Here is a 26,940-nt window from a genome sequence, read left to right as displayed (position 1 = left end):
AGAAAGAGATAGGAGTATAGCAATGGCAAAGAAAAAAGTGACGATCAAAGACGTTGCGAAACATTCAGGCGTATCCATCGCAACTGTCTCACTGATCTTGAATGGCAATGAAGCAAAATTCCATCCAGATACGGTCAAAAAAGTAGTAAGAGCAAGAGACGAATTAGGTTACCAACCTGATTACATTGCACGTCAAATGATCACAAAGAAAACAAAAACAATCGGTGTCCTTGTCCCTGATATCACCAACCCTTTTTTCAATACATTGATGCAAGGGATAGAAGACTATCTTTACCAACAAAATTTTGTCACGATTCTATGCAATGCAGATTTTGATCATCAAAAAGAAACGGATTATTTACTTGAGTTGACGCAACGTGGTGTCGACGGGTTTATTATTGCCTCTTCGGCTGTCTCAACGAAAGCCCTCCAAGTTTCTTTGAAGAAACAAGGAAAGCCATTTATCGTATTAGATCAGAAAAAAGCAGAAGGTTCTAGTGATGCGGTCTTAACAGATGATTATCAAGGTGGGTACTTAGCCGGTGAGCATCTACTAGGTTTAGGGCATCAGGAAATTGCTTTAGTCTATCCACAACAGACACCGCAAAATGTCCAAAATCGGATAGATGGTTTCTTAGCAGCGTGTAAACATGTGGATCATTCTGAGAAACAGATTCATTGGTTCCCTACTCACTTTTCAAAAAAAGGGGGCTATGAAATCGTCCCTGATTTACTTTCTTCTGCTACTACAGCGATCTTCGCATTAAATGACGAACTAGCTTTTGGTGTATATCGCGGATTAGCGGAGCATGATAAAATCATTCCCGAAGATTATAGCATCATCGGCTATGATAATATTGATATGTGTGAATACATGAAGCCTAAATTAACGACCATTGCTCAACCTATTTTAGATTTAGGTAAAGCAACTGCGCGTTTACTCTTAGAACGCATCCAACACCCTGATAAATCATGGGAAGAACTTTTATTGCCCGTAGAGTTGATCCAACGTACCTCGACTCAATCGATCGATCCCTCTGACCATCAATAAGACGAATATTTGTTGCGAACCAATGATGACTGAACCTGTTATCATTGGTTTTTAAAATAATACGTTATTTTATATTTTTATTTCTTACATGAAAAGCCATCAGTTAGGCCTTTTTTTTACGTTCGTTATTTAACGAAATGTTTTGAAGAATTTATAAATCTTTGGTAAACTTATAGTAAGTGTACTCATTTCCCCCAAAATTTGTGCCCCCACAAATGAAATAGGGTACATCAACCAATGAATGTTCAAACGAAATAAATGGCTACTTAATGCTTTTGTCCAATGTTTATTTGTTTTTTATTCGTGAATCTTGATTGAATGCATTCACGAAATCAAGCAACTGACAGAACAGATGTAACTTTATTAGTACAACTGTGGAAAAAGAAAAGGAGTATTTCGTTATGAAGAAAAAAACAGCAATACGCCTATTTGCAGCATCTTGGCTGATTGCTCCAACTTTGTTATCTACACAGCCTGCGTTTGCTACAATCAGGCAAACACAGACATCCGAAAGCACGATCGTTGCAGAGAGTCCGTCGTTTACGACCGATTCAAGTACAAATGATTCAACCTTATCAAGTTCTTCGCCTGATTCTTCAGACAACACGGAGGAATCCACAGAAGAATCTACTGAAACAGCCACTCGGACGCTATCGATTGCTCGGAATTTACGTGAAAAAATCAAATTGAAGATCGTTGATGAAGAGAAAGAAGAATCTGAGATCAAAACAAGAGAGTACACAGAAGAAGATTTCCTAGAGATTTCTAAGTCTGGCAAAATCAAAGATTTAAAAGAAGGAACCAAAGTTACATATATGATCACACCTGAAACGAATGAACAATTAGTTTCTGTCAAAATCGAAGGTGCGCAAGAAATCGACTATACTAAACAAATTTTTACAGTCGGCGTGACTGATTTAACGATCTCCGCAAAGTTTGAGTCGTCAACTTCCCCTTCTGAACCAACCTCTCCAGAAGAAGAAACGACGGATTCCTCAGAGCCAACGCCAGTTACTCCAGATATTCCGGATGGTGGCAATAATGGCAACACTGGCAATTCGGGAAATAATGGCAACAACAACGGAAATTCAACTACAGGCAATACGACAAATCCTTCACGACCACCAAGTTCTTCAAATAATAATGGGAATACAAGTGGTTCTACAGGATCAACAAACAATAATGGCTCATCTTCAAACCAGACAACAAACACTAATCGGCCTCAGACGCCCGATCGAATTGAAAACCCAGCTTCAGAATCATCTGATTTTGTTGTAAAAACACCGATCGAAGCAATTTTACCAGCAAACACAACGAGCATCCAACAAGCACTTGTAAAAGAAGCGTATCGCCAGCTGGGAAAACCATATGTCTGGGGTGCCAAAGGTCCTTCGACTTTCGATTGTTCTGGTTTGACTTATTACATCTATAAAAAAGTAACTGGCCATTCAATTGGAGGTTGGACAGGGGAACAACAATATGCTGGTACACAAATCCCTGTCGAGAATGCTCAACCGGGCGATTTAGTCTTTTGGGGCCCTGCTTCTGGTACTACCCATCATGTAGGTATTTATATTGGTAATGGGAATTACATCCATGCCCCTCAGCCGGGTGACCATGTGCGGATCACTTCTATCAAGGATTACAGACCCGACTTTGCCTTACGTGTCAATATAGCTGGTTTACCACGAGCGACAAATTCATTAGCCAGCTCACCGATTTTAGATGGAATCAACGATTCATTCCATTTCGCACAAAACCAAACAACAGATCAGTTTGTTGCAAAAATCGCTGAAGATGCTCGAGAAATCGGACAAGAAGAAAATATTTATGCTTCTGTTATGATGGCACAAGCTATCCTAGAAAGTGGTTCTGGTAACAGCTTGCTTTCTCGTTCACCTAACTATAATCTTTTTGGGATCAAGGGCGCTTATAAAGGGAGTAGTATTTCCTTCAATACCTTAGAACAAACAGCAGCTGGGCAAAACTATCAAATTCGTGCAGCATTTCGTAAATATCCTTCTTACAAAGAAAGCTTAGAAGACTACGCAGATTTGATCAAAAACGGCTTATCTCATAATGCTGATTTTTACAAACCAACATGGAAATCTGAGACTAAAGATTACCGAGAAGCAACGAAATATCTAGAAGGGCGCTATGCAACTGATCGACAATATTCTAGAAAATTGAATGCGATCATTGAAGCGTATGACTTGACGCAATACGACGAACCAAAAGAACAAGAAACACAGGATTCTGAAACAAATGAGCGAATGGATTCCTTTGTCGTTCCTACTCGTTGGCGAAATTCTTCGTCTACTTCATCTAGAATGACCATTTCGTTGTTCAATCAAAGAAACCCTTCACTTCTGTATCTATCAGAATTAAGATTTGCTTCTTTCTGGGACCTATGGCATCATTTTTCAGTGAGAGAGATCCCACAGAAACTTTCTGTTACAGTCAGAGAAACCGATCAGCCACTTGCTAGTCGCTTGAACCTTGATCGTGTCTTTCGGATGAAACAATTTTTGAGATAACAAAAATGGACACCCTATCAAAGAACCAAAACTCAGAAGTGGATGGAATACTTCTGAGTTCTGGTTCTTTTTATGTATCTTACCCCACCTAAATAGGCGCTGGATAGTTGCATTATTGGTTAGAAAAAAGATTTGGCAATTTCTGATAACCTTTCTTTTGTTTGAGGATCAATTTGATCAACCACTTGAAGATTACTGCGTTGAGATCAATCGATGCTTCGGCTATATTGACATAATATCGTTCCTTTGATTGTATTCATCGCTGTATCAGAAATTGTTTGAAATGCACTTGAGCGTTGATATTTTTCCTGTAAATATTTTGTTGCACTACTGATTGGCATGACTAAAACGGCATTGAAAATCTTGTTATAGTTGTCATTGCTAATGATGACACACGGTCATTTTTTTGCTAGTTCGTTCTCTTTTGGTGGAACCAAATCTATAAAAATAATATCCCCTTGTTTTACCATTCGATTTTCTCCTCGCCTACATCCTCTCCAAAATCAATGATTTCTGTATCATCACTCGCATGTTCTTCCATCACAACCAACTCATTTTTCCAAAAGTCTTCATAAGCTAGAATTGTTTTTTCACTAGTCACTTTAATTTCACCTTCAGATGTGAATTCAAAAATAACTTTCTGATGCTCTTTCAAGCCTAATGTTTAACGCACACTCTTAGGGACAGTAATTTGACTTTTGGACGTCATTTTAGCTGAGACTTGCACTTTTTTATCCATAAGTATTCCTCTCCTTTATTTGATTATACAAAAAAAGTAAGGAATCCCCTCACCTTTCTTGTACGCCTCTGTTCAGATTTCTCATTTATTTCTTTGATACATGTTGTAAAAGTAATAACAAATAAAAGCGAAGATCGGTAGCAGACTAAAAAAGTAAAGTGCATGGTTCACTGATAACTGTTGTGCCAAGACACCGCCTAGTAAGGGAGAAATGAAGGAAGAAAGCCCCATATAGACACTTATAGACAGAAGTTGTCCTGAAGAAAAGATATTTTTAGGGGTAATCTCACTGATGATCATTCGACTACCGATAGTAAAAGCTGGGACAGTGAAAAACTGCAAGAAACTGGCAGCAAGCAATACTAACGGCGTTCGCGAAGTTGCATAAATCAAAAATTGCAGGACCAAAAAGAAACCAGAAAGAAAAATCAATCGCTCATTTTTCCATTTTGTCACCGAATGATTCAATAGAAGATACGCCGGGATTTCACAGAAAGCTTGAATCGCCCACTTTAATCCTACGAACGTATTTCCACTATCCATTAAGAGTAACTTGTCAATCACGATCGTATTATTGGCGACGATCGTTAAATATAAAAGGAAAAATAGCAACGTATAACATAAAAACTCCCCATTCTTGCACAGCTGATACATATCTGAAAGATTAAATTCCTCGTTTTTTTGTTCTTTATGTTCCTTTTTATCGTGAGGTGTTTGAGGCACTGTTTTTGCGATGTACAAATAACTGATTAGAAAAAAGAGAAAAGGAACAATCAGCCAGTGGTAATTTTTATTAAAAATGAATAAAGGAATACATACACTCATCACACTCCAACCTAAAGAACCTATTGCTTTGATCGCCGCAAGATTGTTTCGCATCTCTGACTCTGACAACACCCAGTTATCTAGGACGGTTGCCCCTGTATTGGATAGCCCTCCCGCAATAGCCAGTACGATCAGATGAATCAGCCAGATATCTTTTCCTAGCAAATAAAAAGTGATCGCAAAGCATACAAATAGTACAGAAACTACCATGGAAACTTTTTTTATCTCCTTACTTCGGTCAGAATAATAGCCAATAAAGATTTGGAAGATCATCGTGGTCACACTGTAAGAAGCCAAAAACCAGCCTCTCTGGACTGCATCATAGCCTTGTTGGGTCAAAAACGGTACGATCTGCGTCATCAAAATAGCCATCAACGCATACTGAAACAAATAGACGAGTTGAAATTTATTCTTTACTGCCATATCTACTTTCAAAATGATCGGCTGAAGGATCTCCTCCAGCCGACCCCTTTCATTTTTATAAGTGATACCTAGTGAAGCTCCGGCCAATAAGGAGCATTGACTTCGATCATTTCATCAAGGATCTCCTTCGCTACTTTTGCACTAGGTACCGTTTTGTTCATGATAAAGGCTTGCCATAATTTTTGATATGATTTTTGTTCCCAAGCATCGACTGCTAACTTCTCAGATGCAATTTGCTGTTCCATCAAACCTTTTTGAAAAGTAGGGATTTCACCAATCGATAGTACTTCATAACCGTCTTTCCCTACGATACAAGGCAATTCGACCATCGCATCGTGACTGAAATTAGAGATGGCACCATTATTCTCAACGATCAGGATCATGCGCTCTTTCGTATTGAATGTCAACGCACAAGCTAGATCTGTAATAAATGAGGCATGCTCATTAGAGACAAAAAGCGTGTCTTTGGCTGTTTGGTTATTAATAATCCGCTGGCATTCTTCAAAAACGATTTTCTCCCGTCCATCAATGATTTCATTCGCTCTTGTATACTGTTTATCGGCATGAGCAACCGTTTCATCAGCCATCAAATAATATTTTAAATACGTATTAGATAAAAAGGTCGGCTCGATTTCATGTAACTCTTTGGCTGCTAGCATGGTTTCCAACCAGCTTGTTTCTTTGTGTTGGCCTTGTTGTGTTTGTTCTGTATAGCCATATTTTTTTACATGGGCACTTATTTTTGGTAGTAAGTCATTGCCGTCATGGTCTTTGATGCTTGTCCACCACCCAAAGTGATTCAAGCCAAAATAAGACGTTTCAAACTCTTTACGATCCCGTAGCCCAATCACTCGAGCCATGATATCTTCTAAACAAACGGGCATGTCACAAATATTGATGATTTTTGAATTGGGGCGAAACCTTCTTGTTGCTTCTGCGACCACTGCTGCTGGATTAGAATAATTCAATAACCAAGCATCTGGTGAATACTTTTCCATATAGTCGACTAGTTCTAAGACTGGCCCGATCGAGCGCAACCCATAAGCAAGTCCCCCTGGTCCGCATGTTTCTTGACCTACAACATTGTGCTTAAATGGAATTTTTTCATCTTGTTCCCTCATGGCATATTTTCCGACTCTGAGTTGTGCCATGACGATATCAACATCTGTAAAAGCCTCTTTGGGATCTGTTGAATAATCAAATTCGATTTCTGGCGCTCGTTCTGCGAGGATGATCGCGCATGCTTTTGCTATAACTGCTTGCCTTTGTTCATCATTATCATAAAATTTGATTTTTCTGACTGGAAATCGTTCTCGGTCTTCTATTAACATCATCACTAATGAAGGTGTATATGTACTCCCTCCACCTGCGATCAAGATTGAACTTTTTTTCTTATTCATAATTATCCTCCTCTTATTTTACGATCAATTCTTCAAATGATTCTCTCACCCTTGGTACAGTTAACCCAACAATGATTTGGATACCCCCATTTCCAGGATTGACAAGTCCTGAGGCACCAGCTTCCTGAAAATCAATAGGATTGGCTACTTTACTTGTATCTTTCACGGTAAGTCGTAACCGTGTGGCACAATTCGTCACATCCAGTACATTCTCTTTTCCACCTACTAACACTAGATAGGCTTGTGCTTGTCTAGCATGTTTAGGTAGGTTTTTCTCTTGTTCATCTTGTTGTGTCTTCTTTTTGTTTTCGTAATCAGCTTTTGAATAAAGTTGTATCTCTGATACATCCTCTTCACGTCCTGGAGTTTTTAAATTGAATTTTTTGATCATGAAGGTAAATACTAAGAACCAGATCGCAGTAAATGTAAGTCCGATCATGATTTGGGTGAGGTAGGTTGACCCATGAAAATTCCAAAGAGGCAACCAATTTAGTCCTAACCAATTGATCAATCCACCACCAAAATCCCCAACGACGCCAAAAGCGTAAGAAACCGTAGCAATGGACGCATCTAATAGCGCATGGACACCCCATAAAGCTGGAGCAACAAATAAGAACGTAAACTCAATAGGTTCGGTGATTCCCGTCAAAATCGCAGTTAATGCAGCTGGGGCGATCAATGCGATGACCTTCTTCTTTTTCTCTGGATGAGCGGCTTGAATAATGGCTAAGCTTAAGCCAGCAGTTCCAAATACTTTTGACATGCCCGATAAAGAAAAACCACCAAAAGGATAAAGTTCTTTAAGCGAAAGCGCACTTGTTTGGAATTCGCCAATATTGGATGCCCAATAAGCAGCCATCCCTCCTTCAACTACCGCACTATCATAAGCAAATGGCGCGTACACGAAATGATGTAAGCCAGTTGGAATAAGGATTTTCTGTAAAAATTGATAGATGAATACACCAAAATTCCCCGAATGGATAAAAAATCCTTGCATGCTTCTCATTCCTTCTTGGATGATTGGCCATATGACACACATCAAAAGTGCTAGAGGAATCATGACAAAAAAAGCGATCATCGTAACGAAAACAGAACCACTAAAAATCGTCAACATCTCTGGTAATTCTTTTTCATAAAAGCGATTATGCAAATAAACCACGATACCTGAAATCAACAATGCTCCGATCATGCCCGTATCTAAAGTAATGATTCCAGCAATCGATGTTAACCCAGAACCAACGGCTGTTCCTTGAGATAGATCCACGGCGAAAGAATTTGGCCATAACGTTAAAATTGCATTGACGAAATAATTGAAAGCAATATAGATCACTAATGCTTCCATCGTTGCTCGAGCCGTATATTTTTTAGCTAAACTGATTGGTAATCCGACCACAAATAAAAGCGGTAATTGAAAAAATGGGGTCCAGCCACCGGCTGCTACAACATTCCAGAACTTATACCAGAGTGTATCAGGCGCAGCAATATCTCCCATGATCGTTTGATTGGAAAGAAGTAAAGAAAAACCAATAACGATACCAAAAAAAGAAAATAGCATGACAGGTGCTAACATTGCTCCACCAAATCTTTGAATTTTTTTCATCATAGTTTTTTAGTCCTTCATATTTTTTAGTAAGCGCTTTACTGATTCTTAGTTTACTATTAAAATGGATTCCTGAAACACTTTAAGATGATTTAAAAACTCCTCACAGGAAAAAGGTTTTTGTCACAAAATTTGTGAATCGTCACATCCTATCTTCGCGAATAAAACAAGAGGTCTGGTAGTAGTTAATCAAATAAACGGTACATGAAGACGTATCTTATTAGTGAGGTGAGAACAATAAGGACACACGCAATTGGAAAATCCTCCAGGTAAACCAAAGGGTGATTGAAGACAGTCTGCCAACCAAAAATTGGCTAATAATGAATTGGTTATTGAGTTAGGTAACAAAGATTTAGCAGTTGTATCACCTTACAAGGTCTATGAAAATAGCACTAAAACAAACAAGATTGAGAAACGTCTACGTCGATTACAGCGTGAACTCTCTCAAAAATATCAAATGAAAAAGGGGGAAACTGATTTGTCAAAACCTGTAATATCTATAAATTAGAATCGAACATTCAATCGCTACATCAAAAAATAACCACTATTCGTCAGATCCATATTTACAAATGACCAAACAAGCGTTGTAGAAACATGGTTCTGAAAAGTTTAATGGTTAGTTCTAACGATTTATAGATTTTTGGCAATGATGAAAAGAGATGTTACAAGACCGAATTACGACGTTTCAGTCAAGGTTGACTGAAAATGATTTTCTTATCTGGTCCTATATCACAAATCACAAAAAAAATTCTTTAACAATGTCTATTAACGAACTGGCGAAACAATGCAACGTTTCGCGCACAACAATCATGCGTTTTTGCCAAAAACTAGGATTTGATGGTTTCTCAGAATTCAAATATCATCTAAAAAATGAACTTACACAGGAAAATGTTCCTCTATCTGAACTTGAAGGAGAAATCTTGGAAAATCATATCCAAACAATTGAAAATCTCAAGAAAAAAGATTTCACCGATCTATGTACAATGATGGCAAATGCGAATCGGATTTTTATCTATGGATCAGGTGACATACAAACGCTAGTTTCGAGTTATATGAAATTGCTTTTCGTACACAACGGATTGATACTCTATGACTTCGGTGCCGTTTCCATCAACAAGCAGTTTTACCAAATCATTCAGCCAGAAGACTTAGTCCTGTTGATCACGCTAAATGGTGAGTCTCCTGAAGTCGTCAAATTAGCGAAGCAACTGAAGCAACGAAATATCCAGACAATTGGTATCACAAAACTTAGGAACTCAACTGTCTCAAAACTTTGTGATGAAACGATTTTCTTCTTGAATCCAGAAGTACAAGATCAAGAAGATATCCTTACACCTTTTGAAACAACTTCAACGCTTTTTTTCGTGATCGAATATTTTTTGTTGAAATATGATGCTTGGCAAAAACAAACAAATAAAAGTTCCTAAAAAACGCATCTCTTTCGTGCCAATTTGGCTTTTAAAGAGATGCGTTTTTTATTTATTTGATTCTGTCTCACTGCCTTTTGATCGAACCGTCTTTTTTCCGATCAAGGTAACGATAATCGACGAGGTAGCGCCGTAATATGGCATGATCAGAGTAAATACTTTTTAGAATTGTGTTGATCTCACTCTCTAAGTAATCTTTATCAAATTCAAACTTCGAATAAAGATGATCAAAAAGCAAGCGTGTATTTTTTTATTTTCTAGGGATTTGTTGCAGTTATCCGTCTTTGAAAAAACTAGCAGTTCACTCATAACCGATCTCCTTCCATCGTATCCAGTGGTCTTTTCTCTATTTGATCATGCTTCAAGCAAATTTTATCGAAGGCAACAGAAAAAGCGAGAAGGAGGTTTTTCTACGAACCATCTTCTCGCTCTTTATCAATCTAAACTTATTCTTTTTTGTTCAAAACGATGCCTGTATACAGCCAAGTAGTTACAACATAGTAGATAAAGTAGAGAACAAAGAATATTGTAAATGGTATCCATAAGTTGTGATATGGATCATCCATCAAAACAGTAAACATTTGAAGTCCAAATAATACATGGATGGCTCCTAGAATCCCTGGTGCTAAGAAGAGAATACCGATTTCTCGACGAATCGATTGTTTTAACAATGCTTGACGAGCACCGATCTTACCGAGCATCTCATAACGAACGACATCACTCTTGCTACCTGAAAGGATTTTGAACATCAAGCAACTTGCTAACATTGTCAAGAAGGCGATCCCTAAGAAGAAGCCCATGAATTCAAAGCCAGAGAACATGCCGTTGATCATTTGATACGCATCATATTTTTGCGTGAAACTAAACATTCCATCTTTTAATGATTCATTATTTTTATTGTTTTCTGCTACCAGATCACCAATTAGTTCAATATTCTCATGGAAATCTTTTGCTTGGATCAGTTGCATACTTGTTTGTGGAAGATTTAATTGAGCAAATTCTTCTGCTGGCAGTAATTTGATTTCTTTTTCTCGTTGTTCTGGCAATTCGTAATAGCGTAACTCATCTTGATAGTTTAAGTTTGTCGCTAATTCTTCTGCGGTTACTTTTTTCGTTTTGACGTTTCTTTCCCCAGTGTTAGGTGTTTGATTTTCCATGATCAAAAATGGATTTTGTTCAAACTCACTATAGTTATAGTACACTGTTTTTTCGTCTTCTTTTTGTTGATAGACCGCGTTGATCGTTGGTGAAAGTTTCTCCACTTTAGATTGATCGATCAATTCTGATTGATTCAATACTAGATCATAATTTGATACTTCATTCGTCAACTGAGTGATCTGGTTTTTAAAGCCTAGACCGACTGTTAATGCACCTAAAGCTAATGCGAGTAACATTGCAACCATTGAAAGCATTTGCGTGTATTCACGAATACGGAAGCTTAACTGTGATAACGTAAAGTTGTTCAGTTTTTTCATCGAAAGATTTTCTGTTTTCTTCAATAGTTTAAGGAAGAAAATGATGACCGAATGGAAAATAAAGTACGTTCCTAAAACGATTGTAACTAACGCGACGGCGATTGCCATCAACTGATAGGTTCCGATATTTGCCATCATATAGTAACCGACGCCAATAAAAATGATGCCTAAAACTACTTCAAGGAAAAACAAGAATTTGTGTTGTTTCATCTGCGCAGGTGTTTGATCCGCACGTAGTAAAGTCAAAATTGGTTTTTTGACAATCGAGAATGCATTGACAAACGCTGCTAATAAGAATAGTACAATGAAAAACAGCAAAGTAATCAATAATCCATTCATATTGAACGGTGTAAAATGTGTGATTTTAATATTTAACTGGGCAACTAATAGTCGATGGACGACGCTTGTTAAACCAATACCTAGCGCTGAACCAACCAATGTAGCAACAGTTCCTACTATCAAGGTCTCAGAGAAAATCATTTGGGCAATTTTTCGCCCTTTCGCTCCTAACATCATAAACATCGCATAATCTTTTTGTCGCATCGTCATCAAAAATGAGTTGGCATAAAGAATATAGACGAATGTGATGATCCCCAATAATACCGACCCAAAGCGAAAGATGAAGACTGTCATCGCTAAAGTGGAATTATTGTTCAAAAAATCGGTGTTGCTTGCCATTGACTCGAACATATAAAAGATGGCTGAAGCCATGACTAAACCTGAAAATAGAACAATATAGTCTCTTAACCGACTCTTGATCCCAGTAAGTGATAATTTCCAAAGCATGTTCAGTTTCCCCCTTACTGTTCTAGATTACCTAGAATCGTTAATATTTGACGATAAAAGTCTGAACGGCTTTGTTCTCCGCGTTTAACTTCCTGATGGATCACGCCATCTTTAATAAATAAGATTCGTTGACAGTAACTTGCTGAAAAAGCATCATGTGTCACCAATAAAATGGAGACATTATCTTTCGTGTTTAGCTCCTCCATCGTATCTAAAAGATCTTTCGCACTTTTTGAATCCAGTGCGCCTGTCGGTTCATCACCTAGAAGAATCGTTGGTTGAGTCACCAATGCACGCGCAGCTGCTACCCGTTGTTTTTGTCCACCGGAGATTTTTGCGGGGTAGCTGTCTAAAATGTGACTGATTGATAAGCGTTCAGCCACCGCATTGACTTTTTTCTTGATATCTTTTGGTTTCACGCCTTGTAAAGAAAGCGGAACTGCAATATTTTCTTGTGCAGTCAAGTTCTCTAAAAGATTGAAATCTTGGAAGATAAAGCCGATTTCTTTTGCTCGAAAATCGGCTAACTGATTTCCTTTCAACTTCGTGACATCTGCTTGGTTGATATGGATCGTGCCACTTGTTGGTTTATCTAATGTTGATAAGATATTCAATAAGGTTGATTTACCTGATCCAGAAGCCCCCATGATACCAATGAATTCGCCTTTTTCCACACTAAAACTGATACCGTTCAATGCTTGTGTCTGTTTCTCATTACTTTTTCCGTAAACTTTTGTTACGTTCTTGATTTCTACGATTTTATCCATTATTGACCGTTCCTTTACTTAATTTTTCTTGTGCTGCTGATGGAATGTCTTTTGCCTGTACTTCCTCATAAGACGTCACGCCTTTATTTTTATTCCAAGTCACTTTCAAAAATGCATCTTTTCTTAATGGTCGCTCTTGAAAACCATTGAAGTCCATTGTTTTTTCTTTACCTTCTTTATTAAACCCAGGTAGTTCATAACGATAACTGATGATTTCTTGTCCACCGTCAGCGTGATCCACCTGTTTCTCACCATCCGTTGTGATTTGAACATAGTAGCTTTCACCACCCATGATCAAATGATCTGCTAAACGGTAGCCACCAAAAGCGATGATGATAAATGCTCCCAACCCAATCAATAATTTTTTCATTGTGACTCCTTCTTTCCTGTTCTGATAAATTAAGTATAGTCAAGTATCCGTGAAAATTCCTTTCTTTTTACTATCAAAACTCTTTCATTATTGTCATATGTCCCATAAAAAAAAGAATCTGGAAGTGTGAGCCACTCCAAATTCTTTTTTTATTGATTCAAACCGATATTCATTGGAGAAAGCATTCCACTGACGGATGCTTTCCTCATTTAGCTATTTTTCTTTATTATTGCCAGTATTGATCACTGGTTGCGTGCCTTTATCAGTAATGATCGATACAAGTAGATTGTTGATCAACTGGATCTTTCGATCATCGGTAAAGGTGATATCCTGGCCTGCTTCGATTTGTTCCAGAGCCATTTGTGTCATCGTCACTGCGCCTTCAACGATGGTTTGACGGGCGGATAAAATGGCCTTGGCTTGTTGTCGTTGCAACATCGCACTAGCAATTTCTGTTGCATAAGCCAGGTGATTTAATCTTGTCTCTAAAACTTCGACCCCCGCCACCGATAAACGTTCTTGTAATTCTTTTGCCAATTCATCTGAAATCGCAGTGGTATTTCCACGTAAAGTAAGATCATCCTCGTTGAATGTGTCATATGGATATTGACTGGCAATGTGACGAATGGCGGTTTCACTTTGGATTTCAACAAATTGATGATAATTTGCTACATCAAAAAGCGCCTTAGCTGTATCTACTACCTTAAAAACGACGACAGCGGAAATCTCGATTGGATTCCCATCTAAGTCATTGACCTTCAACAGCGAACTATTGAAGTTTCGAACTTTTAAAGATAAGTTGATTTTTTGTGCAAAAGGAATCGTTAAGAAAAACCCGCTCTCACGAATCGTTCCAATGTATTGCCCAAAAAAGACGATTGCCTTTGCTTGGTTGGGGCTGACTACTGTCAGTCCACTGATTGCTAAGAAAACGAGCAACCACAAGAAAATCCCGACAATTGAAAAGCCAACTAAAAATCGAGCAACCCCTATGAAAAATAATAAGAGTCCTACGACAAACATTAGAAGAATAATAAACAGCCCTGTATAGCCATTGATAGTGAATGCCTTTTTTTCTTTCATTTACTCACTCCTAATTTTTTTTGGTTCTATTCTGTTTTTTTGCGAATCCTTGCCATGGCTCCTTCTAATTCCAATTCTTTGTCTTCCGTGATATACCAACCGTTTTCGTGTACGCCACCTGATGCTTCTGGCAAATATTCTAATCGTGTACGGACCCACTGTTTTGTTTCAGTAAAATAGTCTTCCACTAAGATCTCTAAGTCCATACCAGCGGATAATTCAAGATTCTCACGGACCGATTTGAAGACAAATCGCTCACTTGCTTGATCGTATTTTAAAATACCCGTATCGATGATTGGCAGTGAATAATAATCTAATTCTTTTTTCACTTTCAATAGATGTTTGAACATTTCGTTGTACACTTGTTCAAGTTGTCGTCCTTCGGAATTATTTGGATATTGGATCGTCACTCTTTCTTTGTCTGTATCATAATACTTGGTACTCAGTTCTGTTAAAAAATGATGCAATTTCCCTAATTCATTTTTCAATTCTTCTCGCTTGATTTCCTCTGTTTTCATTCAATATTCACCCTAGTTTCCCCATATATGTACGTTTTTCCCTTTCCTTATTCTACTATATTATTGAATGATAGGCGATAATATTTCATGTAAAATAAATAAAAAAGCGTATAATTCCTTATTCCATAAAGAATTATACGCTTTTTCAACTATTTATTCGTTATTTTGAAAAAGACAGTCTTGACTGTTCAACGATTAATCATACTCTCCGTAATCTTCATCATCCATCGGAGGCTCTTCATCATCTTCATTCGTCAAGTTCACTTGACTATTATGACCAGTCACTTTGAGGTCTTTGTTTCCTTGATGATACGTCTTCGTTGTCAAAGATTCATAATTTTTGTTGATATAAGAATCCCCTTCAAGTGTCACAGCTAATCCTTGCTCTTGATTATCGTAGAAATCAATCGTGCTATTTTGAAGTGTGATTTCGCCTTTGATTGGTTTTTCATTCTCGTTAATAATGATACTGCCATCACTTGTAGCTAATTTGACTTTATCTATCGAAACCTCATGAAAATCTAACGAACCCATTTGATTTTCTACAGTAAGAAGTTCTCCACTTACTTCATTGATCGATGTCCAAGTATTTGCTAAATTCAAGTTGATTTTCTTACTATTGAACTCATCTAAAAATAATTCATTGTTTTTCCCTTCAACCACTAATTCTGTTAAGGACATGGTTTTAGGGATCGTGATTTTCAACATCGAACGTGTGTCTGTCACGTTGATCATCACTGCTGGCGTTTGTCCGTCAGCTGAGATATCCAATGTGTGATCTTCCAGATTGATTTTTGGTTTTTGCGTTTTATCATAAGACGTTTCAACCCCAAAGTTCACGCCTCGTTGGATCACGATATTTTGGTAATCTGCACGGACAACGATTTTTTCGATTTTTTCAGACGAAAAATCTTTTGTTTCGCGAGCCATTTCTATGATCCTTGGTCCACCTTCCCACGTCAGACTCGTTTGGGCACCAGAGGCATAACTTAATCCTGCCATCAAGCCACCAGTGACCATCAGTCCCAATCCTATCCCCAAGATATATTTTAATTTCATTTTTTACACCCCACTATTCGTCGTATGGATCGCTCGTTTCGTAATAAACCGGCGTCCTACCCACTTGACAAAGTTCATCATCATTTGGAATAACCATTTAGTTCCTTTTAACAATAATGGTGCAAAGAAAACGGCACCTCCCGTGGCAAGTAACCCTAGTCCTACAAAGAACAGCCCACTAGCAATCGATTGTTGCAAGACAGCAACACCTGAAATGATCGAAAATAAACCTACTCCTAAAATACTGATACATACGACATAGATTCCAATGATCACGCCAATTAAGCCAATCAGAATACCAAAAATCGCCAGAATAAAAGCTAATGCTAAAGGAATCAATAAAGGTGATGCACACAACCCGATAACGATCATCCAAATCAAACGGATTTTCCGTTTAGGACTTTGGCTGTATTCTGATTCATCGTCGTCTTGTTCCGAGTAATAATTGATTTTCAGCTTCAGGGCAAATTGCTTTGGTGAGCCATATTCATCCACGACTTCTTCTACTGTTTTGCCAGAATCCAAGAAGTATTCTTCATAATACTGAATAATATCAAAGCGATCATCTTCAGGTATTTCTTGAAGTTCGTCCAACACATCATTTAAATATTCATTCATTCGTATTCTCCTCCAGTAATCGGTTTAAGGAATCTCGAAACACGATCCATTTATCAATGATTTCTTCTAAATGTTGACGTCCTTTCGGAGTTAAGCGGTAATATCGGCGATTTCTACCTTCGAATGGTTCGTCGTATGTTTCTAAGTATTCTTCTTTTTTTAATCTGCGTAAAACAGGATACATCGTTGATTCACTGACAGATAAACTTTCTTGGACGATCTTCGTTAATGCGTAACCGTACATGTCTTCTCTGCTTAAAGCTGCTAAAACCGTACCATCGAGTAAAACTGTTGGGACTTGGATATGCATTACTTCACCTTCTTTATAGTTTGCAATATTTTATATTTACCAATATTATATCACGTATAATATTGTTTGCAAGTAAAATTCCCAATCATCCCCCTGATTACTTCAATCTTCGCGAAAACAATGCTAATTATCATAAAAATTCTGCTTACAAAAAAGGAACAAAGACCGTAATGATTTCTGGTCTTTGTTCCTTTTGAATACTTTTTTATTATCCTCTTACCTACAACAAAGCAAATACGATAAAACTTAGTGCAAAACCTAGAAAAACGGCAAGAGAGAAACGGATCACTTCTTTTTTATTCCTATTCAACCACGTTTCATTCATCTTTCGCTACACTCCATTCTAAAATAGTCAGTTGCTAATTTGGATAAACAGAGGTGACATGATCGTATTGCTGTGCATGCTTATTGGCAGCAGAAACTGCTGTCCCAGGGAATAGATGCCACTTACTATGATAGCCGCAGGTATGGCATTTCCAATAATAACCGATACCACGATCTGCTTGTTTTTCGTCCTCTGCACTTGAACTTGCCACAAGTGTACTCAAGACCGAATCCTGTTTCAATAATACAGTGGGAGTATCATGAGAATGAGTTGTTTCCTCTGCAATGACTATGGGATTGGCTCCGCTCAGTCCAACACTTAACGTCAAAAGTCCGAGCAATAAACCGACTTGTTTTTTCAATTCCTATCATTCCTCCAATAACGGTTATTAGAAAAATATACGAATGCTCACTTATGTACGACTTGTTTTCGTACACTTTTCCAAGTATATATTACTTGAAAAATACACCTTAGAACGATTAAATCAGAAGTGGCATTTTTTTCTTCGTTTTTGTTGGTTTATTGCTCCTATAGATCATTAACTGTTCACTTCTCTGGATCTTATTCCATCGGAGAATTTGGTTGCGTGTTTTCTTTGTCTAATTGAACGATGACGGTCGTACCTACTTTTGGGATACTGTTATAACTGATTTTTCCATGATGCAATTCAACGATTTTTTTGACTAGTGATAAGCCCAGCCCGTTCCCAGAAAATTGACGACTGGATTCCCCTTGATAAAATTTCTCAAAGAGTCGTGCTTGTGTTTCTTGATCCATTCCCACGCCAGAATCTGTCACTTCAACGATTACTTGAGTGGCATTTTGTGTTAGGCGAATCTTGATTTTCCCTTGTGGTTGATTGTACTTGATGGCATTGTCCATGAGATTCAGCCAGACTTGATATAGAAATTCTTCATTACCGACAAAGTTGACACTTTCCAGATCGATCTCCAGTTGAAGGTGTTCTTGCTCCCATTTAGGTTGTAAAAAAACAATCACTTCACGAATCTGTTCATCTAAACGAAACGGACGCTTTTCTAATTTGATTCGCTGATTTTCTAATTTATTCAATTTCAGTGTGTTCTCTGTCAATTGCGAAAGCTGAGTGATGCTCTCAATGATCCGTTGCAAGAAAACCTGCTTTTCTTCTTCTGAAATGTTAGGTGCCTGCAATAATTGGACGTATCCTTGGATCGTGGCAAGCGGCGTCTTGAATTCATGAGAAACATTGGAAACAAAGTCATTTCGTAACGTTTCGATACTACTCAATTCTTGGACCATCACGTTGAAATCTTTGTATAGTTGCTGCACTTCTTCGACTTTTTGTTGCTCATCCATCCGAATCGAAAAATCGCCAGTTGCTACTTTGCTCATATTCGTTCGTAAATCACTGATCGGCAGCAAGATCCGACGACCGACAAAGATCGAGATTCCTGTGCCCACCATCATACTAAATCCTGCAAAAACGACTAAAGGAAACCATGTCGCTTGTTGCTCTGAAGCAGGAACTGTTTTATGTGACAGTAAGAAAATAAAACCTAAGAAACACAACAAAGTAACTAAAATGGAAATAAACACAATGCAAGCAAAATAAATCCATAATTGCGAAAAGATTTTTTTACGCATCAAATCACCGCCTTATAGCCTAAGCCACGAACTGTCATGATCTGGAAATCATCATTTTCAATAAAACGCGTGCGTAATCGTTTGATATGCACATCGATCGTCCGTTCTTCCGTATTGGTATCCAACCCCCATATATCATCCATTAATTGTTGCCGTGTAAAAATCTTATTTGGATAAGAAAGTAGTTTGTACAATAATTGAAATTCTTTTTGTGGAAGTAAGATGGCTTGATCCTGCTTGATCACTTCATACGTTTCTTGGTTCAAGCTAGTTTGTCCAATGTTCAATTGGTGGCTATGATTGATTTTCGCTCGCCGTAACAAGGCTTCTACCCGCAATACCATTTCATTGACATCTACTGGTTTAGTCATATAGTCATCCGTTCCCAGTTGAAATCCCTTCTTTTTATCTTCAAAATCTGCTTTCGCTGTGATGATCAACACAGGTGTTTCTACGCGACTGCTTCGTAAAGTTTCCAACAGTTCATACCCATCCATCACAGGCATCATAATATCTGTGATGATCACATCCACTTGAGTACTCTCTAATCGCTTCAAAGCTTCGGTCCCATTTGCAACGGCGAAAACCAAAAAACCAGCGCGTTCTAAAACGGATTGATAAAGTTGTTGCAAACGCTCATCATCTTCTACTAGTAATATTCGATTCATCATTTCTCCTCATGTAATTATTTGAAAAATTTCAGTTTTTTTTCTGATTGTTCATATTCAGTTAACATTCATTCATTATACTACGTTCGTTGTTCTGTTATACTTATTAGTATAACGAATATTTCAAACGGAAAGAAGGGTGACAATGTTACAATTAAAAGAGATAAAGAAATATTATAAAGTTGGTGAAACAACGACAAAAGCATTAGACGGCGTATCCGTCGCTTTTAGAAAAAAAGAATTTGTAGCTATTTTAGGCCCAAGTGGATCTGGTAAAACAACCATGTTGAACGTGATCGGCGGCTTGGATAATTATGACTCTGGCGATATGGTCATCAACGGGAAGTCCACAAAAGATTTTAAAGACAGCGATTGGGATGCTTACCGTAATAATTCCATCGGTTTTGTTTTCCAAAGCTATAACTTGATCGGACATTTAGGGATCATTGAAAATGTTGAACTTGGCATGACATTAAGTGGTGTCTCTAAAGATGAAAAACGGAAAAAAGCGGAGGAATCATTGCGTCGTGTTGGATTGACCGACCACATGCACAAAAAACCCAATCAATTATCTGGTGGACAAATGCAACGTGTCGCAATTGCACGTGCTTTAGCCAATGACCCTGACATCCTTTTATGTGATGAGCCAACCGGTGCTTTAGACACAGAAACAAGTGTCCAAATTATGAAGTTGATTGAAGAACTATCCAATGAGAAACTAGTGATCATGGTCACACATAACCCTGAGTTGGCACATGAATATGCCGATCGGATCATTGAGTTCTCAGATGGAAAAATCGTTTCTGATTCTAATCCACATATCGAACGTCCAAAAGATGATCAATTTAATCTACGTCGGACAAAGATGAGCTTTTGGACCGCATTAAAATTATCTTTCAATAATATTCGCACAAAAAAAGGCCGGACATTTTTGACTTCCTTTGCTTCAAGTATCGGGATTATTGGGATTGCGATCGTTTTAGCCCTATCTACAGGATTCCAAAAACAAATTGATCAAACACAATCAGAAACGATGGCTCGTTTTCCAATTACGATTTCCAAAGTCACCACTAGTCCTCCTTCTGAATCGGATGGCTTGAGTTCCAACACAGCCGAATATCCAGATACAAAAACTGTTACCGCAAAAATCAGCGATGAAGACCGTGCACAACATACGAATAATATTGACCAAGAATATGTTGATTATGTAACGAGTATCGATCCTGATTTAAGTAATAATATTGGTTTTACCCGCACGACTGGTATCAATTTATTAAGAGATGTTGACGGCGAAGTACAGCCTGTTAGCTTTTCGAATCAAAACCCAGATTCTGAATCACTGTCCTTCTCAAGTGCGATGTCTTCCATGACTGGCGTAGGTGTTTCTAGTTTCCCAACACAACTAGACGACCAAAAAGACAATTTCTTAGAATCAAATTACTCATTACTTTCTGGTAGTTATCCTGCCTCTGCAAATGATGTCGTATTGATCGTGGATGGCAATAATAATACCAACATCAATGCGTTGAAAAATTTAGGCTTTGATGTGAAAGACGGCGAAACACTTGATTTTGACAAAATCGTCGGAACAACTTTCAAATTAGTGAACAATGATACGTACTATACAAAATTACCGACAGGAAACTTCATTCCTAATACGGATTACCAAGCGATGTACGAAGATGCCTCCAGAGAAGTTAAGATTTCTGGTATTCTACGGGTCAAATCTTCTTCTACGATGAATCTGTTATCTCCGGGTATTGCTTACAGCGACCAATTGACAACAGAAATCGTCAATGAAAACAAGAATTCTGAAATCGTTCAAGCGCAAAAAGACAGCGATATGAACGTATTGACGACTGAAAAAGTAGATGAGTCAGCAAAACAAACATTGATCAGCTATTTAGGTGGAGATAGCTTACCTTCAAGTATTATGATCTATCCAAATAATTTTGGCGATAAAGAAGAGATTCTAAACTATTTAGATGAATTCAACAAAGGAAAATCAGATGAAGATAAAATCGTCTATTCCGATTTAGCTGGAACGATGACCGAATTGACTGGTGGATTGATGGATGCCATCACGTATGTCTTGATTGCTTTTGCAGGTATTTCACTTGTAACAAGTATGATCATGATCAGCATCATCACTTATACTTCTGTGATCGAGCGGACGAAGGAAATCGGTGTCTTGAAAGCCTTAGGTGCGCGTAAGAAAGATATCACACGGGTATTCGATGCTGAGACTTGTATCTTAGGGATTTCTTCTGGTTTACTAGGGGTCTTGATTGCTTGGCTAGCGACTTTCCCAATCAATAGTCTCTTGTACAATATGACTGATTTAGAAAATGTTGCTCAACTAAATCCTGTACACGCCTTGATTTTGATTGTTGTATCAACGATCTTAACGATGTTAGGCGGACACATCCCAGCTCGTATGGCAGCGAAGAAAGATGCAGCGATTGCTTTAAGAGCAGAATAGTAAAATATAATAGAAAAAAACACAGTTGGTTTTGACAAGTAATTTCAAAACCAACTGTGTTTTTGCTTTATTCTTTTGGAAGTAACCTCTTCGGAAATAAGACGGAATCCACAAAAATTTGAAAAGCAATTTTCGTGGATTCCGTCTTATTTCTCGAGGCTGAACACTTCTGTTCCGACCTCATCCATACTGTGGATTTTTTTTCTTTCCGCAACTGTTAATTCGATCACACTATTTGTTTGAATTTGAGAGACAAGATATGACTAGCGGTAAAGTAATAATTCACCCGGATGTTTTGACAACGGTTACTTTCACTATATCGCCAATATCCTTACCAATCTTTTGGCGAATGTCTTTGCGTATCCCTAAGATATAACAAATCGTGCTGTCTTCATTTTTTATGCCCATATTCACAATGCTACCTTCATAGGGTTCACCATCAAAAGTGGCAGAAACCTTGATTCTTCCAACATTGTACAATGCCTTCACATCATAAGGAAAGATGACGTATGCGCCACCTTTACCAACTTCAGAGGCATAGATTTTAGATTCAAATTTATGTATTTCAGTCATTATTTCCCTCCTTTTTTTCAGTATAACAAAGAAATGGAACTGATTGAATCAACAATAAGAAAAACTGTTCGTACTCGGCTGAAAAGACCTGAGTACGAACAGTTTTCCTTTTACTTCTTCACTTCTGCGACTAATTTTGCCAATGCTTGTTTTTGATAGGTTGTCGCTAAGTCTTTTGATACTTGTTGTTGTTCTTCTTGAGACATCGCTGGATTTTGGGCAATAGCCTTCATCAAGCCTTCTTTGACAAATTTTTGTGCATCGGCTTCCATCGTGCTTTTTTGTTCTTCGACACGTTTTGCCAACTCAGAAGCTTGGTCAGTACTTAATTCGATCCAATCATTCGGAAGTTTGAACGTATTGACCCGGCGTTCATATTCATGGTTATTATCCGCTAAGTTGAACCAGAATTTGTATTGGTCATTTTTATAAACCCAATAAGTTGTTTCACTGACTTTTTCTGCTTTGCCATCCGTTTGTTCAACCTTATTTGTTTCATTTTTTGTGCCAGTAGCTTTTGGTTCTTTTTGCTTGTCATCTGTTCGATATAAGTAGACTTTTTCTGTCCCATCTCCTAGTGACTGATAAAGCAATATATTTACGTCTGACTGATCCGCACTGGAAACGAGCGGAGTCGTTTTTGTTTCTGTCACTTCTTCCATACCAAAATGATTAGTGATATTTCCTACGATCAGCCCTAACGAGAGAACAAACAGTAAGCCAAAGACGAGTGAAAGAAGTGTTTGCCACCTTTTTTTGGCAAACACATTCGTCAAAGCAAAAGCAATGACACTGGCAATCAATACGAAAATAATCATGCGTTATCCCCCACTTCCACCACTACTGGTTCTTTTCTTTTTAAGAAGAAAGCAATCGCAAAACCAATCAAGCCGAATATGATTGCGACAAAGAAGGCCGCATGGTAACCAGATAAAGTCGCGTTGATTGCTTGATCTTTATAGGCTAAAGGTGTACTTTTCAACACAGCATCCGTTGGTAGATTATCTTTCGTAACATTCGTCAACACACTGATCAAAATCGCAGTTCCGATCGAACTTGCGATTTGGCGGAAGGTATTGTTCACCGCTGTTCCGTGGCTGATCAAGTTGTTAGGTAAAGCATTCATTCCTGATGTTGTCACCGGCATCATGACCATTGAGATCCCAAACATTCGGATCGCATAAAGAATGACGATATACAAAACAGGTGTCGTTTCAGTCAAGAAGGCAAAAGGTGCTGTAGCTGCTGTTAGGATGAACATCCCAACAATCGCAAGACGTTTTGCCCCGTGTTTATCAAAAATCGCACCAGTGATTGGCATCATGGCACCCATGATCAATGCACCAGGAAGCAACATCAAGCCAGAGTGGAATGCCGATTCTCCACGAATATTTTGAATATACAATGGCACGACCATTTCCGCACCGACCATCGCCATATTCGTTACGCCTGCTAGGATCGCTGCAATCGTAAAGGTTGGTGATTTAAAAACGCGCAACTCTAAGAATGGATGTTCTAAATGTAATTGGCGCCAAGCAAATGCGGCGATGAAAATCACACCAACGATCAAGAAGCTGATTACTTTCGTACTTCCCCAACCGGCGTCTCCTACGCTTGAAAATCCGTACAGCAAACTACCAAATCCAATTGTTGAAAGAATGGCAGAGAAAATATCGATACTTGGATTTGATAAAGGAATCACACTCTTCATCAAAAAGAACGCAAGTACTAAAACAAGAACGACGATTGGAATAACCATTCCAAATAAATCGCGCCAATGATAGTTATCAATGATATAACCAGATAGTGTTGGGCCTAATGCTGGGGCTAATCCGATAACGATCCCAGACATTCCCATAGCAGAACCTCTTTTTTCTGGTGGGAAGATCGATAGCATGATATTTTGCAATAATGGCATAGATACCCCTACTCCACACGCTTGGATCAATCGTCCAATCAATAATGTACTAAAGTTAGGAGCAGTAAAACAGGTGATCGTCCCAATCAAAAAAATCGTCATAGCAGACAGATATAATTTTCTAGAACTGAACTTATTAATCAACCAAGCAGTAATCGGAATCATGATCCCGTTCACTAGTAAAAAGCCTGTTGTCAACCATTGCACATCAGAAGCTGAAATATCAAAAGCTTTCATCAATGTTGGAAAAGCAGTTGTCAATAAGGTCTGATTCAAGACCGTACAAAATGTCCCAATCAATAACACGACAACTAATAGTGTACGATTATATGGTTTTCCGTAAATATCTACGGGTTGATTCTTACTCATATTTCTCCTTCTTTCTGAATGTTTTCTGAAATCACTAAGATACTTTATTCCTATTTTTAACTTTTGTCAACCTACTTGACACGATAGTCAACAAAAGTATAATTAAGGGAACGACCAACAAAGGAGTGTGACGAATGGTGGGAGCTTCACTTAAACAATTATTGGAAAATGACCATTTATTAGTAGGCATCAGTGAATTGAGTGAGATCGTCGGAGTTTCACCACGACAATTGAGATACTGGGAACAAAAAGGCTTTATCCAATCCGTTACTGCTGACGCGAATTGTTCAAGAAAATACCGATTACCGACAGTGGTCAAAGTTGAGATCATCAAAAAATTTTTAGATGAAGGGTACACGTTGACCAAAGCCGCTGAAAAAGCTCAGGAACGTTTAAACAAAATGCACCATGTCCGAAAAGTTTTCTCAAAGTCCATCAAGGACATCCAATTGATTGATGAACGTTATACACTCCTTTTAATTGGCGACTTCAATGATCTGGAACAGCTATGTATTATTCATGACGAAGAAACGGATGAACTATCTTATAAGATCCTTCCAGCAGATGAAACGATCGATCCTAAAAAAGTACTGGAAAAATAAGAAAAGATCGCAGGTTGATTTTTTTACTCCATTAAAACTTGTAGCCGACATGCTACAGTTAAATAAAAAGCCACCACGAGGTCTAGACAGAAGTGTTCATCCTCGAGAAATAAGGCGCCATCCACGAAAATTGTTTTTCAAATTTTTGTGGATGGCGCCTTTTTAAGTTGTTTGTCATAAACTTTCCATTTATTTTCTTATTTCTTGTTCCAATACTTGTGTCAACCAGTTGATATATTCGGTTTCTCGATTGATTGCGTGAGACAAGATCAGATAATGGCCATAATTTTCATGTTGGTCTTTTTCTGTCGGGAAAATCACTTGTTGTCGGACGAATAAATGCTGTCTTTTTTCTTCATGAAGCTCCTTTTGCTGTTCAAGAATCTCGATCCATGTTGGATCATTGATATCTTTCACAAAATACAGTTTCAAGACAAATTCGTCTCGATTGACTGGAAGTTCATTTGGCGAGGTATGGATCCATTCGTTTAACAAAACACGCCCTTCTTCAGTCAGCTGATAAATTTTCTTTTCTAGCTTGACTCCAGTGATCCCTACTTCATGTTTGATGATTCCTAGTTCTTCCATTTTGGCCAGTTCAGGATAGATCTGACTATGCTTTGCCTGCCAGAATTCACCGATTTCATTTTTGAATGCTTGATTCAATTCATACCCCGTTTGATTTTTTTTGCTCAGTAATCCCAGTAATATATAGCGTAATGTATTTTTTCTAGCCATCAAAATTTCCTCCTTGACATTCTCTCAAAATCATTCTATCATAATCACGTAATCAGAAACATGTAAATTATTACATGTTTTAATTTAAAGGGAGATGTTTTACATGAAACAATTCAAAAACTTAGAAGATTTTATTGGAACTCACTTTATCTATACGTATGACAATGGTTGGGAATATGAATGGTATGCAAAAAATGACCACACCGTTGACTATCGTATTCATGGCGGAATGGTCAAAGGGCGTTGGGTCAAAGATCAAGAAGCAGATATTGTAAAATTAACAGATGGTGTTTTTAAAATCACTTGGACTGAACCAACTGGTACAGACGTTGCTTTAGACTTTATGCCAAATGAGAAAAAACTCCATGGCACGATTTTCTTCCCTAAATGGGTCGAAGAACATCCAGAGATCACTGTCACTTTCCAAAACGAACATATTGCGGAAATGGAAGCTGCTCGTGAAAAATATGAAACATATCCAAAACTAGTCGTTCCAGAATTTGCGACAATTACTTATATGGGTGATGCGGGTGTTGATAATGAAGATGTCATTAGCGAAGAACCTTATGAAGGCATGCCAAAAGACATTCGTGAAGGCCGTTACTTCGACGAAAACTACCGTCGCATCAATAAATAATCACTCTACCTCAC

General features: G+C 38.0%; 27 protein-coding genes. 6 read left to right on the top strand and 21 right to left on the bottom strand.

Annotated features, from left to right (window positions below; translation table 11 throughout):
• Window positions 1-22 precede the first annotated feature (22 nt).
• Together rbsR and I2F89_RS03030 are read left to right on the top strand one after the other, a co-directional pair.
• A complete protein-coding gene (gene rbsR / locus I2F89_RS03035) occupies window positions 23-1,051 on the top strand; it encodes a ribose utilization transcriptional repressor RbsR (RefSeq protein WP_074800361.1) in 1,029 nt (342 codons plus the stop codon).
• Window positions 1,052-1,452: 401 nt separating this feature from the next.
• Window positions 1,453-3,588: a glucosaminidase domain-containing protein gene (locus I2F89_RS03030; RefSeq protein WP_195513446.1), complete on the top strand. Its 2,136-nt coding sequence runs from the start codon at window positions 1,453-1,455 to the stop codon at window positions 3,586-3,588.
• 206 nt (window positions 3,589-3,794) lie between these two features.
• Here I2F89_RS03030 and I2F89_RS15475 read toward each other — a convergent pair whose 3' ends face one another.
• From I2F89_RS15475 to I2F89_RS03005, 5 genes are all read right to left on the bottom strand, one after another.
• On the bottom strand, window positions 3,795-3,974 hold the full coding sequence (locus I2F89_RS15475; RefSeq protein ID WP_256209281.1) for a hypothetical protein: 180 nt from the start codon (window positions 3,972-3,974) through the stop codon (window positions 3,795-3,797).
• A 77-nt stretch (window positions 3,975-4,051) separates the two neighbouring features.
• Window positions 4,052-4,189: a hypothetical protein gene (locus I2F89_RS15470; protein ID WP_229078035.1), complete on the bottom strand. Its 138-nt coding sequence runs from the start codon at window positions 4,187-4,189 to the stop codon at window positions 4,052-4,054.
• Window positions 4,190-4,408: 219 nt separating this feature from the next.
• Window positions 4,409-5,575 (bottom strand): MFS transporter, encoded by a 1,167-nt coding sequence (locus I2F89_RS03015; RefSeq protein ID WP_229078034.1) that lies wholly within the window; start codon window positions 5,573-5,575, stop codon window positions 4,409-4,411.
• 68 nt (window positions 5,576-5,643) lie between these two features.
• Complete coding sequence (locus I2F89_RS03010; RefSeq protein ID WP_161641500.1) at window positions 5,644-6,975, bottom strand: 6-phospho-alpha-glucosidase; 1,332 nt, start codon at window positions 6,973-6,975, stop codon at window positions 5,644-5,646.
• A gap of 13 nt (window positions 6,976-6,988) precedes the next feature.
• Window positions 6,989-8,578 carry an alpha-glucoside-specific PTS transporter subunit IIBC gene (locus tag I2F89_RS03005; protein WP_195513442.1) on the bottom strand — a complete coding sequence of 530 codons (1,590 nt, stop codon included), beginning with the start codon at window positions 8,576-8,578 and terminating at the stop codon, window positions 6,989-6,991.
• Window positions 8,579-9,234: 656 nt separating this feature from the next.
• Between I2F89_RS03005 and I2F89_RS02995 the strand changes: the two genes are divergently transcribed.
• A complete protein-coding gene (locus I2F89_RS02995) occupies window positions 9,235-10,002 on the top strand; it encodes a MurR/RpiR family transcriptional regulator (RefSeq protein ID WP_074800374.1) in 768 nt (255 codons plus the stop codon).
• 67 nt (window positions 10,003-10,069) lie between these two features.
• Here the strand turns inward: I2F89_RS02995 and I2F89_RS02990 are convergent, their stop codons facing one another.
• The 12 genes from I2F89_RS02990 to I2F89_RS02935 all read right to left on the bottom strand — a co-directional run bounded on the left by I2F89_RS02990 (window position 10,070) and on the right by I2F89_RS02935 (window position 19,607).
• Window positions 10,070-10,240, bottom strand: coding sequence for a DUF2087 domain-containing protein (locus I2F89_RS02990; protein ID WP_229078033.1), 171 nt, complete (start codon window positions 10,238-10,240; stop codon window positions 10,070-10,072).
• 208 nt (window positions 10,241-10,448) lie between these two features.
• Window positions 10,449-12,263 (bottom strand): FtsX-like permease family protein, encoded by a 1,815-nt coding sequence (locus I2F89_RS02985; RefSeq protein ID WP_086335419.1) that lies wholly within the window; start codon window positions 12,261-12,263, stop codon window positions 10,449-10,451.
• A gap of 14 nt (window positions 12,264-12,277) precedes the next feature.
• Complete coding sequence (locus I2F89_RS02980) at window positions 12,278-13,030, bottom strand: ABC transporter ATP-binding protein (RefSeq protein WP_062805716.1); 753 nt, start codon at window positions 13,028-13,030, stop codon at window positions 12,278-12,280.
• Window positions 13,023-13,400 carry a YxeA family protein gene (locus I2F89_RS02975; RefSeq protein WP_019722992.1) on the bottom strand — a complete coding sequence of 126 codons (378 nt, stop codon included), beginning with the start codon at window positions 13,398-13,400 and terminating at the stop codon, window positions 13,023-13,025. The genes I2F89_RS02980 and I2F89_RS02975 overlap by 8 nt, the downstream gene beginning before the upstream one ends.
• 213 nt (window positions 13,401-13,613) lie before the next feature.
• The gene (locus I2F89_RS02970) at window positions 13,614-14,483 is read right to left on the bottom strand and encodes an SPFH domain-containing protein (protein WP_195513438.1); all 870 of its coding nucleotides are present in this window, start codon (window positions 14,481-14,483) and stop codon (window positions 13,614-13,616) included.
• 26 nt (window positions 14,484-14,509) lie between these two features.
• Entirely contained in the window at window positions 14,510-15,001 is a 492-nt protein-coding gene (locus I2F89_RS02965) for a DUF5348 domain-containing protein (RefSeq protein WP_086335418.1), read from the bottom strand.
• Between the two features lie 195 nt (window positions 15,002-15,196).
• Window positions 15,197-16,060 carry a DUF4097 family beta strand repeat-containing protein gene (locus tag I2F89_RS02960; protein ID WP_229078032.1) on the bottom strand — a complete coding sequence of 288 codons (864 nt, stop codon included), beginning with the start codon at window positions 16,058-16,060 and terminating at the stop codon, window positions 15,197-15,199.
• 3 nt (window positions 16,061-16,063) lie between these two features.
• Window positions 16,064-16,678 (bottom strand): DUF1700 domain-containing protein, encoded by a 615-nt coding sequence (locus I2F89_RS02955; RefSeq protein ID WP_074800387.1) that lies wholly within the window; start codon window positions 16,676-16,678, stop codon window positions 16,064-16,066.
• On the bottom strand, window positions 16,671-16,988 hold the full coding sequence (locus I2F89_RS02950; protein ID WP_010736371.1) for a PadR family transcriptional regulator: 318 nt from the start codon (window positions 16,986-16,988) through the stop codon (window positions 16,671-16,673). The genes I2F89_RS02955 and I2F89_RS02950 overlap by 8 nt, the downstream gene beginning before the upstream one ends.
• A 359-nt stretch (window positions 16,989-17,347) precedes the next feature.
• Window positions 17,348-17,674 (bottom strand): hypothetical protein, encoded by a 327-nt coding sequence (locus I2F89_RS02945; RefSeq protein ID WP_195513436.1) that lies wholly within the window; start codon window positions 17,672-17,674, stop codon window positions 17,348-17,350.
• A 200-nt stretch (window positions 17,675-17,874) separates the two neighbouring features.
• Window positions 17,875-18,939 carry a sensor histidine kinase gene (locus I2F89_RS02940; protein ID WP_074800393.1) on the bottom strand — a complete coding sequence of 355 codons (1,065 nt, stop codon included), beginning with the start codon at window positions 18,937-18,939 and terminating at the stop codon, window positions 17,875-17,877.
• A complete protein-coding gene (locus I2F89_RS02935; protein WP_074800396.1) occupies window positions 18,939-19,607 on the bottom strand; it encodes a response regulator transcription factor in 669 nt (222 codons plus the stop codon). Before I2F89_RS02935 ends, I2F89_RS02940 begins: the two co-directional genes overlap by 1 nt.
• Before the next feature lie 145 nt (window positions 19,608-19,752).
• Between I2F89_RS02935 and I2F89_RS02930 the strand changes: the two genes are divergently transcribed.
• Window positions 19,753-22,089, top strand: coding sequence for an ABC transporter ATP-binding protein/permease (locus I2F89_RS02930; RefSeq protein WP_195513434.1), 2,337 nt, complete (start codon window positions 19,753-19,755; stop codon window positions 22,087-22,089).
• Window positions 22,090-22,371: 282 nt separating this feature from the next.
• Here the strand turns inward: I2F89_RS02930 and I2F89_RS02925 are convergent, their stop codons facing one another.
• The 3 genes from I2F89_RS02925 to I2F89_RS02915 all read right to left on the bottom strand — a co-directional run bounded on the left by I2F89_RS02925 (window position 22,372) and on the right by I2F89_RS02915 (window position 24,949).
• Entirely contained in the window at window positions 22,372-22,662 is a 291-nt protein-coding gene (locus I2F89_RS02925) for a DUF1905 domain-containing protein (protein ID WP_074800402.1), read from the bottom strand.
• Window positions 22,663-22,772: 110 nt separating this feature from the next.
• Window positions 22,773-23,480 (bottom strand): DUF4811 domain-containing protein, encoded by a 708-nt coding sequence (locus I2F89_RS02920; RefSeq protein ID WP_195513432.1) that lies wholly within the window; start codon window positions 23,478-23,480, stop codon window positions 22,773-22,775.
• On the bottom strand, window positions 23,477-24,949 hold the full coding sequence (locus tag I2F89_RS02915) for an MDR family MFS transporter (RefSeq protein ID WP_195513430.1): 1,473 nt from the start codon (window positions 24,947-24,949) through the stop codon (window positions 23,477-23,479). Before I2F89_RS02915 ends, I2F89_RS02920 begins: the two co-directional genes overlap by 4 nt.
• Before the next feature lie 134 nt (window positions 24,950-25,083).
• On the opposite strand from I2F89_RS02915, the gene I2F89_RS02910 reads away from it, so the two are divergent.
• Entirely contained in the window at window positions 25,084-25,551 is a 468-nt protein-coding gene (locus I2F89_RS02910; protein WP_010736380.1) for a MerR family transcriptional regulator, read from the top strand.
• A gap of 189 nt (window positions 25,552-25,740) precedes the next feature.
• On the opposite strand, the gene I2F89_RS02905 is transcribed toward I2F89_RS02910, so the two are convergent.
• Window positions 25,741-26,289, bottom strand: coding sequence for a PadR family transcriptional regulator (locus I2F89_RS02905; protein ID WP_065096533.1), 549 nt, complete (start codon window positions 26,287-26,289; stop codon window positions 25,741-25,743).
• Window positions 26,290-26,392: 103 nt separating this feature from the next.
• Here I2F89_RS02905 and I2F89_RS02900 point away from each other — a divergent pair, with 103 nt between their 5' ends.
• Entirely contained in the window at window positions 26,393-26,926 is a 534-nt protein-coding gene (locus tag I2F89_RS02900) for a phenolic acid decarboxylase (RefSeq protein ID WP_023519065.1), read from the top strand.
• Window positions 26,927-26,940: the final 14 nt, after the last annotated feature.

This window comes from Enterococcus sp. 1001283B150225_161107_E12, assembly GCF_015556925.1.
In the GTDB taxonomy this organism is placed as follows: domain Bacteria; phylum Bacillota; class Bacilli; order Lactobacillales; family Enterococcaceae; genus Enterococcus_B; species Enterococcus_B mundtii.
This window is presented reverse-complemented; position numbering and strand designations above follow the sequence as displayed.

Bases quoted from the DNA above. Each gene is read 5' to 3' on its own strand.
- I2F89_RS03010 (WP_161641500.1), bottom strand. From the start codon at position 6,975: ATGAATAAGAAAAAAAGTTCAATCTTGATCGCAGGTGGAGGGAGTACA.
- I2F89_RS02980 (WP_062805716.1), bottom strand. From the start codon at position 13,030: ATGGATAAAATCGTAGAAATCAAGAACGTAACAAAAGTTTACGGAAAA.
- I2F89_RS02925 (WP_074800402.1), bottom strand. From the start codon at position 22,662: ATGACTGAAATACATAAATTTGAATCTAAAATCTATGCCTCTGAAGTT.
- I2F89_RS02975 (WP_019722992.1), bottom strand. From the start codon at position 13,400: ATGAAAAAATTATTGATTGGGTTGGGAGCATTTATCATCATCGCTTTT.
- I2F89_RS02940 (WP_074800393.1), bottom strand. From the start codon at position 18,939: ATGCGTAAAAAAATCTTTTCGCAATTATGGATTTATTTTGCTTGCATT.
- I2F89_RS02995 (WP_074800374.1), top strand. From the start codon at position 9,235: ATGTTACAAGACCGAATTACGACGTTTCAGTCAAGGTTGACTGAAAAT.
- I2F89_RS03005 (WP_195513442.1), bottom strand. From the start codon at position 8,578: ATGATGAAAAAAATTCAAAGATTTGGTGGAGCAATGTTAGCACCTGTC.
- I2F89_RS02910 (WP_010736380.1), top strand. From the start codon at position 25,084: ATGGTGGGAGCTTCACTTAAACAATTATTGGAAAATGACCATTTATTA.
- I2F89_RS02935 (WP_074800396.1), bottom strand. From the start codon at position 19,607: ATGAATCGAATATTACTAGTAGAAGATGATGAGCGTTTGCAACAACTT.
- I2F89_RS02955 (WP_074800387.1), bottom strand. From the start codon at position 16,678: ATGAATGAATATTTAAATGATGTGTTGGACGAACTTCAAGAAATACCT.
- I2F89_RS03015 (WP_229078034.1), bottom strand. From the start codon at position 5,575: ATGGCAGTAAAGAATAAATTTCAACTCGTCTATTTGTTTCAGTATGCG.
- I2F89_RS02965 (WP_086335418.1), bottom strand. From the start codon at position 15,001: ATGAAAACAGAGGAAATCAAGCGAGAAGAATTGAAAAATGAATTAGGG.
- I2F89_RS02920 (WP_195513432.1), bottom strand. From the start codon at position 23,480: ATGATTATTTTCGTATTGATTGCCAGTGTCATTGCTTTTGCTTTGACG.
- I2F89_RS02970 (WP_195513438.1), bottom strand. From the start codon at position 14,483: ATGAAAGAAAAAAAGGCATTCACTATCAATGGCTATACAGGGCTGTTT.
- I2F89_RS02950 (WP_010736371.1), bottom strand. From the start codon at position 16,988: ATGCATATCCAAGTCCCAACAGTTTTACTCGATGGTACGGTTTTAGCA.
- I2F89_RS02900 (WP_023519065.1), top strand. From the start codon at position 26,393: ATGAAACAATTCAAAAACTTAGAAGATTTTATTGGAACTCACTTTATC.
- I2F89_RS02930 (WP_195513434.1), top strand. From the start codon at position 19,753: ATGTTACAATTAAAAGAGATAAAGAAATATTATAAAGTTGGTGAAACA.
- I2F89_RS02960 (WP_229078032.1), bottom strand. From the start codon at position 16,060: ATGAAATTAAAATATATCTTGGGGATAGGATTGGGACTGATGGTCACT.
- rbsR (WP_074800361.1), top strand. From the start codon at position 23: ATGGCAAAGAAAAAAGTGACGATCAAAGACGTTGCGAAACATTCAGGC.
- I2F89_RS02985 (WP_086335419.1), bottom strand. From the start codon at position 12,263: ATGCTTTGGAAATTATCACTTACTGGGATCAAGAGTCGGTTAAGAGAC.
- I2F89_RS02905 (WP_065096533.1), bottom strand. From the start codon at position 26,289: ATGGCTAGAAAAAATACATTACGCTATATATTACTGGGATTACTGAGC.
- I2F89_RS03030 (WP_195513446.1), top strand. From the start codon at position 1,453: ATGAAGAAAAAAACAGCAATACGCCTATTTGCAGCATCTTGGCTGATT.
- I2F89_RS02915 (WP_195513430.1), bottom strand. From the start codon at position 24,949: ATGAGTAAGAATCAACCCGTAGATATTTACGGAAAACCATATAATCGT.